This is a genomic window from Delftia sp. PE138 (genome assembly GCF_018320755.1).
Taxonomy (GTDB): domain Bacteria; phylum Pseudomonadota; class Gammaproteobacteria; order Burkholderiales; family Burkholderiaceae_C; genus Comamonas; species Comamonas tsuruhatensis.
The window spans coordinates 451311-464185 of sequence record NZ_JABEPN010000001.1; the positions used below are offsets into that span (position 1 = coordinate 451311).

A 12875-nucleotide genomic window follows, 5' to 3' on the forward strand; every position below is an offset into this window, starting at 1 on the left:
CGGACAGCGCCTACTTCGTCGTCTGAGGCTTTGCGGTAGCCGGGCTCAGCTGATTGCGGACCTGCCGGTACTGCGGATTCTGTGGCTCCAGGCGTATTGCCTGATCCAGACTCTTCAGTGCTTCCGGCAGGTTGCCCAGGCCGTGATAGGCCATTGCACGCCCGTAGAAAGCGGGCGCGCTGGGGCTGCGAGCAACCAGTGGTTCCAGCAGCTCTTTGGCTTGAGCGCTATCACCCTGGCCGACAAGGGCCAGCCCCAATCCGACGATCAGGCGAGGGGCGTTTGGCGAGGTCTGCAGCAGAGTCCGGAAGTCGTCGGCTGCAACTTTGTATTGCTGCGCACCTATGGCCGCCTCTGCGCGTTTCAGGCGCAGCGTCTGCTCCATTTGCTTGGCGTTGGCACTGTCTTCAGTGGGCTCGCCCAGGGCGCGCGAGTATTCCTCGAATGCTGCGCGCAACTGGCCTGTGGCCATCAACGCTTCGGCTTTCTGGTAGTACAGGGCTTGGCCATTGAAGCCTTTGGCCTGGGCTGCGGCAAAGGCATTGAGGGCTTCGGGGAATTTCTTTTGCTGGGACAGAACGGCACCCATATTGAACAGCGCATTACCGCCCAAGTCTCCAAGTGCGTTGGCCGTGGCGAAGTCTTGCAGCGCCTGGTCGAGCATGCCCTTGTCTGCGTGTGCTGTTCCTACGTTCAGGAAGGCACGGCCACGTCCCACGGCATTGGCGGGGGCTTTTTTGTCGATTTTTTCAGCGGCATCGGCCCAGGATGTGCCTGCATCCTGCAGAGAGAGCACGCGTTCGAAAGCGAGGGCTCCGAACACCACGCCGATGACGATGCCGACGATGTAGATGGTGCGTGGCTTGACCCCCGTCAGCGCAATGGCCGCCAATCCCGGGATGGCCACAGCCCACAGATAGCTGCGATACAGAACGAAGGGGTCCTGCAGCCAGACCGTGGCGAATTCGGTCGCATACCAGAGCAGGGGAAACAGGAGGCAGAGCGCGACCAAGCCAATGACACCGGGACGCCTAAGCACGGCCCAGATTGAGCAGGCCAGCAGGGCCAGGTAACCGAGCGCGCCGGCTAGGTGCCAGATCGAGCCGAAGCCGAGAGGAAATGCCGGTCTCAGGTCGATGGACATCCAGCCCACATAGGGAACGATCCACAGAAAGCCATAGGCAAAAAACAGGGCCGCTTCATTGAGGATGCTCAGGGGATAGATCTGTGAGGTGATCCCGGGCCGAAGGGCTTCCAATTGCCTTGCATAGCCTTGGGATTGCTCGTCGAAAATCTGGCCCACCAGACTGCCGAAGAAATGAAAGACTGCCGCCGAGGCAACGGCCAGCAGCAGCAAGGCCATTCCCACAATGACCATGGCAGCCTTCAGGCCGGGGCGCTGCACAAAGATATAGAGCGGCACCACCATGGCGACCGTCAGAAAGGCATGCTCCTTGGACAGGATGGCGAGCACATAGCAGATCAATGCCGCGATATGCCAGAGGGCTCGCCCGCCCTGAAGCCCGCGCACAAAGGCCCAGCATGCCATAACGGCAAAGAGCGTTGCCATGACGATGGATCGCTGCACCAGGTATCCAACGGCGTAGACCGCGACAGGGTTGAGCGCGAAAAGGACCAGGCCCAGTTGCAGGGCTGCATCGCGCGACGCGTGGAAGTGGGGTTGCTCCTCGATGTCGTGCGGAAAGCGCGTCTGTGTCAGCAGTGCCTTGAACAATGCATAGAGAGCCGCCACGGTCGCGAGATGCAAGGCGATATTGAAGACGCGCTGCTTCCACCAGCCATCTCCGAAAATCTGTTCGATCCAGACGAAGCTGCCATACGACAGCGTGCGCTGCTTGAAGTCCAACAGGCTGCCATAGTTGCCGAAAATCGTTCCATCCGTCAGACGCATATCGTCGAACAGCAGCCCGTTGTTCAGGCCGGGCAGATACACCCCCAATACGGCCAGCAAAAGAAGGGCACTGAACCAGTAAATCGCTTTGGAGGGGGCAGCCATTGCTTCTTGTCTTGTCTCGGATGTGGCGGAACTTGGAATGGTGGGCCGGGAAATGGCCGCTCTTGGGAAGAGCGCAGGCAGTTTACCAGCCGACCAACCCGCTACCGCAGCCTGCTGCGCCGGTTTGACGTGAGTATTGTGAGAAGGCTCGAGATGAAAAAAGCCCCATGCTGCGTCAGGCGCGGCATGGGGCCGGGAGGCCATCAGATGGGCGTGAACGCCCCTGGCATTTTGCCTACAGGCCAGCCGCAGCACGCAGCGCCGCTGCCTTGTCCGTCCGCTCCCAGGTGAACTCGGGCTCTTCACGGCCGAAGTGGCCATAGGCAGCGGTCTTGCTGTAGATCGGGCGCAGCAGGTCCAGCATCTGGATGATGCCCTTGGGACGCAGGTCGAAGTGGGCGGCCACCAGCTTGGCAATCTCGGCGTCGGGGATGACGCCCGTGCCTTCGGTGTAGACCGTGATGTTCATCGGGCGTGCCACGCCGATGGCGTAGGCCACCTGGATCTGGCACTGGCGCGCCAGGCCGGCGGCCACGATGTTCTTGGCCACGTAGCGCGCGGCGTAGGCGGCGCTGCGGTCCACCTTGGTTGGGTCTTTGCCGCTGAAGGCGCCGCCGCCGTGGGGGCAGGCACCGCCGTAGGTGTCGACGATGATCTTGCGGCCGGTCAGGCCGCAGTCACCCTGGGGGCCGCCCACGACGAAGCGGCCCGTGGGGTTGATCAGGTACTTGGTGTCCTGCAGCCACTCGGAGGGCAGCACGGGCTTGATGATTTCCTCGATGATGGCTTCGGTGAAGCTGGACTTCATCCTGGTGGCCGATTCCGACTGGTCGGGGCTGTGCTGGGTGGACAGCACCACGGTGTCGATGCTGTGGGGCTTGCCGTCCACGTAGCGCATGGTCACCTGGCTCTTGGCGTCGGGGCGCAGGAAGGGCAGGCGGCCGTCCTTGCGCAGCTGGGCCTGGCGCTCGACGAGGCGGTGCGCGTAGTAGATGGGCGCGGGCATCAGCTCGGGTGTCTCGTCGCAGGCGTAGCCGAACATCAGGCCCTGGTCGCCGGCGCCGGTGTTGAGCTCGTCATCGCTGGCCTTGTCCACGCCCTGGGCGATGTCCTGGCTCTGCTTGTCGTAGGCCACGAGTACGGCGCAGCCCTTGTAATCGATGCCGTAGTCGGTGTTGTCGTAGCCGATGCGCTTGATGGTGTCGCGTGCGACCTGGATGTAGTCGACGTTGGCGCCCGTGGTGATCTCACCTGCCAAAACCACCAGGCCCGTGTTGGTCAGTGTCTCGGCCGCCACGCGGCTGTACGGGTCTTGGGCGAAAATGGCGTCCAGGATCGCGTCAGAGATCTGGTCGGCCACCTTGTCCGGATGGCCTTCAGAGACGGATTCCGAGGTGAAAAGAAAATCGTTCGCCATGTGAATAAACTCCTTGGTTGCAGCTTTTTTTGATGGGCGTTGCCCAAGCTGCAGGAGCCCTGGCGAACGCTTTAGCAGACTTGTTTTACGTCGCTCTGCAAGTTGCTCAGTTAACTCAGCGACCCGCACATTTTAATGCCTTCCTTGTTCCGACTGTTTGCTGCACTGCCTTTGTGGCTATTGCACCCCCTTGGCGCGCTCATGGGCTGGGTGGCTTTCGTGGCCTCCGGCACGTACCGGCGCCGCTTTCTGGCCAATGCCCGCCAGGCCGGCTACGGCTTCGGCTCAGTGGCGCCGGCCGTGGGGCACGCGGGGCGCATGGTGGCGGAGCTGCCGCGCATGTGGATGGGCAGGCAGCCGAGCTGCCAGATGCACAACGAGGAATGCGTGCGCCGGGCCTACGCCGCCGGGCGCGGCATCATCTTTCTGACGCCCCACCTGGGCTGCTTCGAACTGTCGGTGCAGCATGCGGCACGGCAATGGTCGGCCGAGCATGGCGAGATCACCATTCTCTACCGCCCCGCGCGCCAGCCCTGGCTGGCCCGCGTCATGGAGACGGCGCGCAACCGCCCCGGCGTGCAGGCCGTGCCGACCACGCTGGCTGGCGTGCGCCAGATGATCAAGGCGTTGCGCAAGGGCATGGCCGTGGGGCTGCTGCCAGACCAGGTTCCGCCCGAGGGGCAGGGTGTCTGGTCGCCGTTCTTCGGCCGTGATGCCTATACGATGACGCTGGCTGCGCGCCTGGCGTTGCAGACGGGGGCCGCTGTGATCGTGGCCCGTTGTGAGCGCTTGTCCTGGGGGCGGGGCTATGCGCTGTATCTTGAGGAGTTGCCCGTGCCCTTGTCCGAGAATCTGGAAGCTGCGGTGCAGCAGATCAACGAGGCGATGGAACACACCATCCGCCAATGCCCGCAGCAGTACCTGTGGGGCTATGCGCGCTACAAGCAGCCGCGCCGTGAAGCAGCTGCCGGCGAGGTGGGTGCATGAGCGGGCGCATCGGCGTGTGGCTGATGCGGTCGCTGGCTTGGATGCCGCTGCCGTGGCTGCGGGGTCTGGGTGCGTTTCTGGGGCGTGTGCTGTTCGTGCTGGCCGCGCCGCGCCGCAAGGTGGCGCTGCGCAATCTTGCGCTGTGCTTTCCCGAGCTGACCGAGGCGCAGCGCGTGGATCTGGCGCGCCGCAACTTCATCGTCTTTTGCCAGACTTGGCTGGACCGCAGCTGGCTGTGGGCGGCGCCGCGCGAGGTGGTGGCCGAGCGCGTGAAGCTGCAGGGTGCCGTGCATGAGCTCGATGGCGACACCCCGACCATCCTGTTCGCGCCGCATTTCTACAGCATGGACGCGGGCGGGCTGGCCTTGCCGCTGCACACCACCCGGCCCTTCACCTCGATCTTCTCCACCCATCCGGACCCGGCGGTCGATGAGTGGTTCATGTCGGGGCGCCAGCGCTTTGGCGACGTGCGCATGCTCAACCGCGCCGACGGGGTCAAGCCCATCATCTCCAGCCTGCGCAAGGGCGGTTTGCTGTACCTTTTGCCCGACATGGACTTCGGTCGCAACGACTCGGTCTTCGTGCCTTTCTTCGGCGTGAACGCGGCCACCATTCCCTCGCTGTCGCGCTTCGCGCGCCTGGGCCGGGCCAAGGTGCTGGGCATGTACACGCGCATGACGCCCACGGGCTACGTGGCCGAGATTACGCCGGCCTGGACGGATTTCCCCACCGACGATGTCGAGGCCGATACGGCACGCATGAACCGCGAGCTGGAAGCGGCGATTCGCACCATGCCCGACCAGTACTACTGGGTGCACAGGCGCTTCAAGACCCGGCCCGAGGGCGAGCCTTCGATCTACTGAACGGGGCGGGACAGGAACTGCTCCAGCGCTTGCCGCACCGCATCGGGCTGCTCGTGCACGACCCAGTGCGAAGTGCCTGCCAGGTGCTGCACCGTCAGGCGCGGTACCCACGGCTCCAGGCCTTCGACCAGGGCGGGCTGCAGCGCCGGGTCGCTGTCGCCCCAGAGCACATGCGTGGGCACGCCGATGTCCAGCATCTCGGGCGGCAGCCTCAGGTTGCGCAGTGCGTCGGCTGAGGCCGGATCTTCGGGCCGGGGCGGCACCAGGGGACTGGCGCCGTAGTAGTGGCAGGAGCCTTGCACGCCCAGGTCCCAGTGCTCGCGGTAGCGCTGCTGCAACTGCGGCGTGAGCCATCCGGGCAACTCGCCCTGCGGCGTGCGGAAAAAGCCCAGCATGCGCTGCCAGTCGTTCGCGGCCAGCAGGGCGGGCGCATCAGGTCGGCGCAGAAAATGCATGTACTGGCTTGCGGCCTGTTGCACGGGGTTGTGCAGCAGTTCGCGCAGAAAGGCGCCCGGATGCGGGGCGTTGAGGATCATCAGCCGCTGCATCAGCCCGGGATGGCGGTTGGCCAGGCCCCAGGCCAGGGCACCGCCCCAGTCGTGGGCGATCACGCAGGCTGCGGGTGCGCCAGGGCTTTCGATGGCGATCAGCGCCGCCAGATCCTGCAGCAGGTGCTTGGCCTTGTACTGCTCCACACCCGCCGGCTGGCTGGAACGGCCAAAGCCCCGCAGATCGGGGGCGACGCAACGCCATTGCGTGCCGAACTGCTCCAGCATGCCTTCCCAGATGAAGCTGCCTTCAGGAAAGCCGTGCAGGAACAGCAGCAGTGGCTGGCCGGATTCGCCGCTGACGCGGCAGTGCAGATGGATGCCGTGAGGCAGCTCGCGAATGCAGGTGTTCACCATGTTGCGTTCCTTGCGGGGCGCTGGCTACACGAGCGCCTCCAGGCGCTAATCTTGGGGGCTGTCGGTCGCGGCGGGCGTCGCAGTTGCGACGTTCGCGACGTCGGCGGGCCCGTCCGTGGCCGCCGGCGGATTCAGGCCTTCGGGATGACTCCAGTGCCACAGCAGCTGGGCCACCTCGTCCACGCCCTGCTTCTTGAGCGCGGAGAACATGCGCACTTCGCCACCACCGGCGTTGAGCCGCGTGATGGACAGCACCTTGGCCTGCTCGGCGCGCGTGAGCTTGTCGGCCTTGGTCAGCAGCACGAGGAATTTCAGGCCTTCCTGCACGCGCGGGCGCATGGCGTCGAGCAGGGCTTCGTCCAGCTCCGTCAGGCCCAGGCGCGGATCGCACAGCAGCACGATGGCCGACAGGCTCTCGCGGCTGACCAGATAGTTCAGCATCACGCGCTGCCAGCGCTGCTTGTCCGTGCGCGAAACGGCGGCATAGCCGTAGCCGGGCAGGTCGGCCAGCACGGCGTCGGTCACGCCCTGCTTGCCCAGGGAAAACAGGTTGATGTGCTGTGTGCGGCCAGGCTTCTTGGAGGCGAAGGCCAGCTGCTTTTGCTGCGTCAGCGTGTTGATGCAGGTGGACTTGCCGGCGTTGGAGCGGCCCACGAACGCGATCTCGGGCACATCGACCTTGGGAAGATGGTGCAACTGCGCAGCCGTCGTCAAAAAGCGCGCCGTGTGCATCCAGCCCATGGCCAGCTTGGGATCGATCAGGGAGGAAGTGGGGGCGGCATCGCCAGCCGGCGCAGCAGGATTCATGGTGTGGTCAGTCTCTCGGGGCCTCATTGTAGGTTCCCCCATGGAACCGGCGCGCCCAGCGGGCTATAGGCAACGGTGCTGACAAAGCGTGGCGCACGAAACTGTCGCACTCCAAAGTCGGAGACAGCGAGCAAGGGCCGCCCCGCCGCGAAGCTGTCGTCCCCCTCCCCCGCGAAGCGGGCAGAGAGGGGGAAGGCGCGAAGCGCCTCAGGGGGAGCCTAAACCTCTTCGCTCCAGCAAAAACCATCCCTCGCAATCATGGCGCTGGCTGCGCTGGGCCCCCAGCTGCCCGCCGCATAGCCGCGCGGCCCCGAGGTGTCGCTGCGCCAGTGCTGAAGGATGGGTTCCACCCAGCGCCAGGCCTGCTCCTGCTCGTCGCTGCGCACAAAGAGGTTCAGCCTGCCGGCGATCACGTCCAGCAGCAGGCGCTCGTAGGCGCCCACGCGCTTGGCACCGAAGCGCTGGTCGAAGTCCAGGTTCAGGTGCACGGGGGCCAGCGAAGGCTCGGCCTGCTGCTGGGTGGCGCCCTGTGCCAGCAGGTGCAGCTCCAGCCCGTCCTTGGGCTGCAGATTGATCACCAGGCGATTGGCTTCGGACAGGGGCGAGCGGAAGATCGGGTGGGGCACGGGCCGGAAGTTCACGACGATGCGCGCGTCCCTTCCTGCCAGCCGCTTGCCGGTGCGGATGTAGAAGGGCACGCCGGCCCAGCGCCAGTTGCAGATCTCGGTGCGCAGGGCGACGAAGGTCTCGGTCTGGCTGCCCGCCGCCACGCCTTTTTCCTGCTGGTAGGCCGGCACGGGCTGGCCCTGGCTGGCGCCGGCCAGGTACTGGCCGCGCACCACGTGCTGGCTCAGGGTTTCCGGCGTCCAGGGCCTGAGCGACTGCAGCACCTTGAGCTTTTCGTCGCGGATGGCATGGGCCGATGCGTTGATCGGCGGCTCCATGCCGATGGCGCACAGCAGCTGCAGCGCATGGTTTTGCACCATGTCGCGCAGCGCGCCGGTCTGGTCGTAGAACGCGCCCCGGCTTTCCACGCCCAGTTCCTCGGCGATGGTGATCTGGATGTTGGCAATGGTCTCGCGCCGCCACAGCGGCTCGAACAGCGCATTGCCAAAGCGCAGCGCCAGAAGGTTCTGCACAGAGGGCTTGCCCAGGTAGTGGTCTATGCGGAACACCTGCTCTTCGCGCAGCACCTTGCGCAGCGTGGCATTGATGGCCTGGTTGGAGGCCAGGTCGTGGCCCAGCGGCTTTTCCAGCACCACGCGGGTGCGCGGGCCGTTCAGGCCCACGGCGGCGATCTGCTCGCAGACCGTGGTGAACAGGCTGGGGGCGGTGGCCACGTACATCACCACCGTTTCTGCGTCGCGCGCGGCCAGCGCCTGTGCCAGCTTCCCGTAGTCGGCGGGCTGCGACAGGTCCATGCGCAGGTAGTGCAGCAGGTCTGCGAAGCGGGCGAATTCCTCGGGGCTGGGGCGCTTGGACAGCTCGACGCCGTCAAAGCGCGACTGGATGAGGGCGCGGTACTGGTCGTCGCTCAGGTCATCGCGGGCCACGCACAGGATGCGGCCGCCCTCGGGCAGGGTGCCGTGGCGAAACGCCTGGAACAGCGCCGGCATGAGCTTGCGCCATGCCAGATCGCCCGTGCCGCCAAACAAGACCAGATCGAAACCCATGTTGCCTCCCGAGGTGAATATTTTGGTAACTGAGTTACCAATTTTTGAGGAAATCGAATAAATTATAGAGGTGCCACGTCATTTGATTGAAGTTTCAGATGATGATTGTTGTAATTTTATTACTTCTCTGCAAGCAGCCCTGTCGGTGAACCCCATGCTTATCCGTTGCGATCACGCCCTCGCCTGGCCTCTTTTGCAAAACCACGCCCGGGCCGTGATGCCCGATTTCGACCTGCGCGGTGCCTTCGCCTCTGACCCCGCCCGGTTCGCGCGCTTCAGCCAGGAGGCTCCGCACTGCTTTGCGGACCTGTCCAAGAATCTGTGGGACGCGCAGGCCGAAGACCTGCTGCTGCAGCTGGCCCGCGATTGCGAGGTGGAGCGCCAGCGCGACGCCATGTTCGCGGGCGAGGCCGTCAACTCCACCGAGGGGCGTGCGGCGCTGCACACGCTGCTGCGCCATCCGCCCGGCAATGCGCCGCCGGGCCTGGCCTGGGCGCTGGCCCAGGTGCATGAGACGCTGGATGCCATGCTGGCCTATGCCGAGCGCGTGCGTGCGGACGCGGATATCACCGACGTGGTGTGCATGGGCATAGGCGGATCGGGTCTGGGGCCGCAGATGGCGGTCCAGGCGCTGCAAGGCCTGGGCGATGCGCGCCGGCGCATGCACTTCGTCTCGAACGTGGATGGCCACGCGCTGCAGGCCGTGCTCGTGGGCCTGCAGCCGCGCAGCACGCTGTTCATCGTGGCCTCCAAGGTGTTCAACACGCAGGAGACGCTGACCAATGCGCGCAGCGCACTCGACTGGTTCAACGAAAACGGCGGCAGCGAGGTGTCCCGCCATTTCGTCGCGCTGACCACCCATGCCGCTGCGGCGGCGCAGATGGGCATCACCACCACCTTCGGCTTCTGGGACTGGGTGGGCGGGCGCTATTCGCTGTGGTCGTCCATCGGACTGCCGGTGGCCGTTGCCGTAGGCGCTGCCGCGTTTCGCGCCATGCTGGCCGGTGCGCACGCCATGGACATGCATTTCCGCACGTCGCCGCTGCAGGCCAATCTGCCCGTGCGCCTGGGCCTGCTCGACGTCTGGTACCGCAATCTGCTGGGCTTTGGCAGCCGCTGCATCGCGCCCTACCACGCAGGCCTGCGGCGCCTGCCGGCCTATCTGCAGCAACTGGAGATGGAGAGCAACGGCAAGCGCGTGGACCGGCAGGGCCGGCCGCTGGCGCTGGGCTCGGCACCCGTGCTCTGGGGTGAGCCCGGCACGGATGGGCAGCATGCCTTCTTCCAGATGCTGCACCAGGGCAGCGACATCGTGCCGCTGGAGATCATTGCGGTGAAGCAGGCTTCGCACACCTTGCCAGGCCACCAGGAACAGTTGCTGGCCAACGCGCTGGCCCAGGCCCAGGCCCTGATGCAGGGGCGCGCCAGCGAGGACGGGCACCGCCATTTCCCCGGCAACCGTCCCAGCAGCTTCCTGCTGCTGGACGCGCTCACGCCTGCGGCGCTGGGCGCGCTGGTTGCGCTGCAGGAGCACCGCGTGTTCGTGGCCGGCGCGCTGTGGGGCATCAACAGCTTCGACCAATGGGGGGTGGAGCTGGGCAAGCTGCTGGCGCGTGACCTTCAGCTGCGCCTGGGCAATGGCGACATGGCGGGGCTGGACGCCTCCACCGCCGGCCTGCTGCAGCGGCTGCGGGCCTGATGGCCTGATGGCCTGAGGGCCTGGCCCCGCTCTACGCCTCCCGGAAGCAGTTGACCGGCAGCCCTGGCACCTCGACGCGGCAATGCATCAGCGCCCCGGCAGGCACGGCGGCCCGGCGTTCTTCCTCGGGGCGGCCGTGCGAGGCGGAGGTGATGTAGAGCGTGCGCAGGTCTTCTCCGCCCAGGCAGACCATGGTGGGGCAGCACACGGGCGTCTCGATGCGCTGCACGACTTCGCCCTGCGGGTCCAGCCGCAGCACGCAGCCGCCTTCGTACATGGCCACCCAGTAGTGGCCCCGGGTGTCGACGCAGGCACCATCGGGCCGGCCGCCGTACAGGCGCCCTTGCGTGCGGGGCGCGAAGGCCTTCCACAGTGCGCGGGCCCCCAGCGTGCCGGTGTCCAGGTCGAAGGCAAAGCGGTCTATGCGGTGTGCGGGCGTGTCGGCCCAGTACAGCCATGCGTCGTCGGGGCTGAAGGCCAGCCCGTTGGCCGTGGTGCAGTCGCCTGCCATGCGCTGGACCGCGTAGCCGCCGTTGTCCACCGCGCGCAGGCACCACAGTGCCGCCTCGGGCGCGGTCTTTGGTGCGAACAGGGAGCCGGCCCAGAAGCGGCCGGCTCGGTCGCAGCGGCCGTCGTTGAGGCGGAACTGGCGTGGATCGTGGTCCAGGCCGGCCAGCATGGTGATGTGGCCGGTGGCCGGCTCCAGCAGGCCGAAGCCGTCTCGCAGGCCGATGACGATGCGGCCCTGGTCCGTGGGCGCGCAGCAGCCGGGCTCGCTGGGCGTGGCCCAGCTTTGCTGCTGGCCGCTGGCAGGGTCCCAGGCATGGATGCGCAGGCCCTGGATATCGCACCAGTAGAGCCGGCGATCAGCGGGGTGCCAGAAGGGCGATTCGCCCAGGGCGCTGGGAGGAACCGGGGCGATCTGCATGGCCATGGTCTGCTCGCTGGAAGTCATGGCCAGCATTCTAGGAGCGGCTCCCGCCAGACCGCTGCTCGCAGATAGTGTGTTGCGCAGATCAGGGATATCTCTAGCCAGGCATGTGCATAGAAGTATCAGCGGCCGGGCTGCCCGTACCAATGCACCCGCAGGCCTGTCCCCACAATCGGTCACCAGCGGCAGGGATGGACCGCGAAGACCACAGCATTCATTGCGAAGGAGACAGACATGCACAGCTTGCTCAGGGCGGGCGCGGCGCTGGCCGTGGCCGCATCGGCCGCCGGCGCACAGGCCGACACCGAACTCGTGATTGCGACCGTGAACAACGGCCACATGATCGAGATGCAGAAACTCTCTGCCCGCTTCGAGCAGGCCCACCCCGGCATCACGCTCAAATGGGTCACGCTGGAAGAGGGCATGCTGCGCCAGCGCGTAACCACCGACATCGCCACCAAGGGCGGCCAGTTCGACGTGATGACGGTGGGCCTGTACGAGGTGCCGATCTGGTCAAGGAATGGCTGGCTGCTGCCGATTGCCACCGATGCCGCCTATGACGCAGACGACTTGCTGCCTTCCATCCGCAAGGGCCTGTCGCACGAGGGCAGGCTCCACGCCCTGCCGTTCTATGGCGAGGCATCGATGCTCATGTACCGCCGTGATCTGGCCGAAAAGGCGGGTTTCACCATGCCCGCGCAGCCGAGCTGGGAGCAGGTGCGGGAATTTGCCGCCAAGGCCCATGATCCCAAGGCTGGCGTCTACGGCATCTGCCTGCGCGGCAAGCCGGGCTGGGGTGACAACATGGCCCTGGTCACCACCATGGTCAACACCCACGGCGGCCAGTGGTTCGACATGCAATGGAAGCCGCAGCTGGACACACCGGCCTGGAAGAAGGCGGTGGGTTTCTATGTGGAGCTGCTGAAGTCCTACGGGCCGCCCGGCGCATCGGCCAACAGCTTCAACGAGAACCTGGCGCTGTTCAACGAGGGCAAGTGCGCGGCCTGGGTCGATGCCAGCATTGCGGCCTCGTTCGTGGGCGATCCACGGCAGTCCAAGGTGGCCGGCAAGGTGGCGTATGCGGCCGCTCCCGTGGCCTCCACGCCCAAGGGGGCGACGTGGCTGTGGACCTGGAACCTGGCCATTCCCGCCAGCTCCAGGAAGGTGGATGCGGCCCAGGCCTTCATCAAATGGGCCACTTCCAAGGAGTATGTGCAGCTGGTGGCGCGCGAGCATGGCTGGCGCGCCGTTCCCACGGGCACGCGGCAGTCCACCTATGCGAGCGCCGAGTTCCAGAAGGTCGCGGACTTTGCCGGCGCCGAGAAAAGCGCCATCGACAGCGTGAGCCTGAGCGATGCGACCGAGCCGCGCTCACCCTACATCGGCGTGCAGTACGTGGCCATCCCCGAGTTCCAGGCCATAGGCATTGCCGTGGGGCAGCAAGTCAGTGCGGCGCTGTCGGGCAAGGCCACGGTGGAGCAGGCGCTCAAGACCTCGCAGACCCTGGCGGACCGCGAGATGAGGAAAAGCGGCTACTACAAGTGATGGCTGCCTCGATGCTTCGACCAAGCCCCGC

10 protein-coding genes are annotated in these 12875 nt (G+C 65.9%); 4 read left to right on the forward strand and 6 right to left on the reverse strand.

The features are described from left to right. Nucleotides 1-10 precede the first annotated feature (10 nt). A complete protein-coding gene (locus HFGMBDPB_RS01980) occupies nt 11-2017 on the reverse strand; it encodes a tetratricopeptide repeat protein (RefSeq protein WP_212644814.1) in 2007 nt (668 codons plus the stop codon). Between the two features lie 235 nt (nt 2018-2252). Then, a complete protein-coding gene (gene metK, locus HFGMBDPB_RS01985; RefSeq protein ID WP_017403953.1) occupies nt 2253-3434 on the reverse strand; it encodes a methionine adenosyltransferase in 1182 nt (393 codons plus the stop codon). Nucleotides 3435-3569: 135 nt separating this feature from the next. Between metK and HFGMBDPB_RS01990 the strand changes: the two genes are divergently transcribed. Both HFGMBDPB_RS01990 and HFGMBDPB_RS01995 read left to right on the forward strand, forming a co-directional pair. Beyond that, the gene (locus tag HFGMBDPB_RS01990; protein ID WP_209799748.1) at nt 3570-4421 is read left to right on the forward strand and encodes a lysophospholipid acyltransferase family protein; all 852 of its coding nucleotides are present in this window, start codon (nt 3570-3572) and stop codon (nt 4419-4421) included. Beyond that, nucleotides 4418-5284: a lysophospholipid acyltransferase family protein gene (locus HFGMBDPB_RS01995; RefSeq protein WP_212644815.1), complete on the forward strand. Its 867-nt coding sequence runs from the start codon at nt 4418-4420 to the stop codon at nt 5282-5284. Before HFGMBDPB_RS01990 ends, HFGMBDPB_RS01995 begins: the two co-directional genes overlap by 4 nt. Here HFGMBDPB_RS01995 and HFGMBDPB_RS02000 read toward each other — a convergent pair. The 3 genes from HFGMBDPB_RS02000 to zwf all read right to left on the reverse strand — a co-directional run bounded on the left by HFGMBDPB_RS02000 (nt 5278) and on the right by zwf (nt 8669). Continuing rightward, the gene (locus HFGMBDPB_RS02000) at nt 5278-6189 is read right to left on the reverse strand and encodes an alpha/beta fold hydrolase (protein ID WP_212644816.1); all 912 of its coding nucleotides are present in this window, start codon (nt 6187-6189) and stop codon (nt 5278-5280) included. The two genes, HFGMBDPB_RS01995 and HFGMBDPB_RS02000, sit on opposite strands and share 7 nt — an antisense overlap. A 45-nt stretch (nt 6190-6234) precedes the next feature. Then, complete coding sequence (gene yihA / locus HFGMBDPB_RS02005; protein ID WP_017403957.1) at nt 6235-6996, reverse strand: ribosome biogenesis GTP-binding protein YihA/YsxC; 762 nt, start codon at nt 6994-6996, stop codon at nt 6235-6237. Nucleotides 6997-7214: 218 nt separating this feature from the next. Next, on the reverse strand, nt 7215-8669 hold the full coding sequence (gene zwf / locus HFGMBDPB_RS02010) for a glucose-6-phosphate dehydrogenase (protein ID WP_016445520.1): 1455 nt from the start codon (nt 8667-8669) through the stop codon (nt 7215-7217). Nucleotides 8670-8823: 154 nt separating this feature from the next. On the opposite strand from zwf, the gene pgi reads away from it, so the two are divergent. Further along, nucleotides 8824-10368 carry a glucose-6-phosphate isomerase gene (pgi, locus tag HFGMBDPB_RS02015; protein ID WP_212644817.1) on the forward strand — a complete coding sequence of 515 codons (1545 nt, stop codon included), beginning with the start codon at nt 8824-8826 and terminating at the stop codon, nt 10366-10368. A gap of 31 nt (nt 10369-10399) precedes the next feature. Here the strand turns inward: pgi and HFGMBDPB_RS02020 are convergent, their stop codons facing one another. Beyond that, on the reverse strand, nt 10400-11302 hold the full coding sequence (locus HFGMBDPB_RS02020; protein WP_212645242.1) for an SMP-30/gluconolactonase/LRE family protein: 903 nt from the start codon (nt 11300-11302) through the stop codon (nt 10400-10402). Between the two features lie 231 nt (nt 11303-11533). On the opposite strand from HFGMBDPB_RS02020, the gene HFGMBDPB_RS02025 reads away from it, so the two are divergent. Further along, nucleotides 11534-12844: an ABC transporter substrate-binding protein gene (locus HFGMBDPB_RS02025; protein WP_016445523.1), complete on the forward strand. Its 1311-nt coding sequence runs from the start codon at nt 11534-11536 to the stop codon at nt 12842-12844. The last annotated feature ends 31 nt before the right edge of the window (nt 12845-12875 follow it).

Bases quoted from the DNA above. Each gene is read 5' to 3' on its own strand.
- HFGMBDPB_RS01980 (WP_212644814.1), bottom strand. From the start codon at position 2,017: ATGGCTGCCCCCTCCAAAGCGATTTACTGGTTCAGTGCCCTTCTTTTG.
- metK (WP_017403953.1), bottom strand. From the start codon at position 3,434: ATGGCGAACGATTTTCTTTTCACCTCGGAATCCGTCTCTGAAGGCCAT.
- HFGMBDPB_RS01990 (WP_209799748.1), top strand. From the start codon at position 3,570: ATGCCTTCCTTGTTCCGACTGTTTGCTGCACTGCCTTTGTGGCTATTG.
- HFGMBDPB_RS01995 (WP_212644815.1), top strand. From the start codon at position 4,418: ATGAGCGGGCGCATCGGCGTGTGGCTGATGCGGTCGCTGGCTTGGATG.
- HFGMBDPB_RS02000 (WP_212644816.1), bottom strand. From the start codon at position 6,189: ATGGTGAACACCTGCATTCGCGAGCTGCCTCACGGCATCCATCTGCAC.
- yihA (WP_017403957.1), bottom strand. From the start codon at position 6,996: ATGAATCCTGCTGCGCCGGCTGGCGATGCCGCCCCCACTTCCTCCCTG.
- zwf (WP_016445520.1), bottom strand. From the start codon at position 8,669: ATGGGTTTCGATCTGGTCTTGTTTGGCGGCACGGGCGATCTGGCATGG.
- pgi (WP_212644817.1), top strand. From the start codon at position 8,824: ATGCTTATCCGTTGCGATCACGCCCTCGCCTGGCCTCTTTTGCAAAAC.
- HFGMBDPB_RS02020 (WP_212645242.1), bottom strand. From the start codon at position 11,302: ATGGCCATGCAGATCGCCCCGGTTCCTCCCAGCGCCCTGGGCGAATCG.
- HFGMBDPB_RS02025 (WP_016445523.1), top strand. From the start codon at position 11,534: ATGCACAGCTTGCTCAGGGCGGGCGCGGCGCTGGCCGTGGCCGCATCG.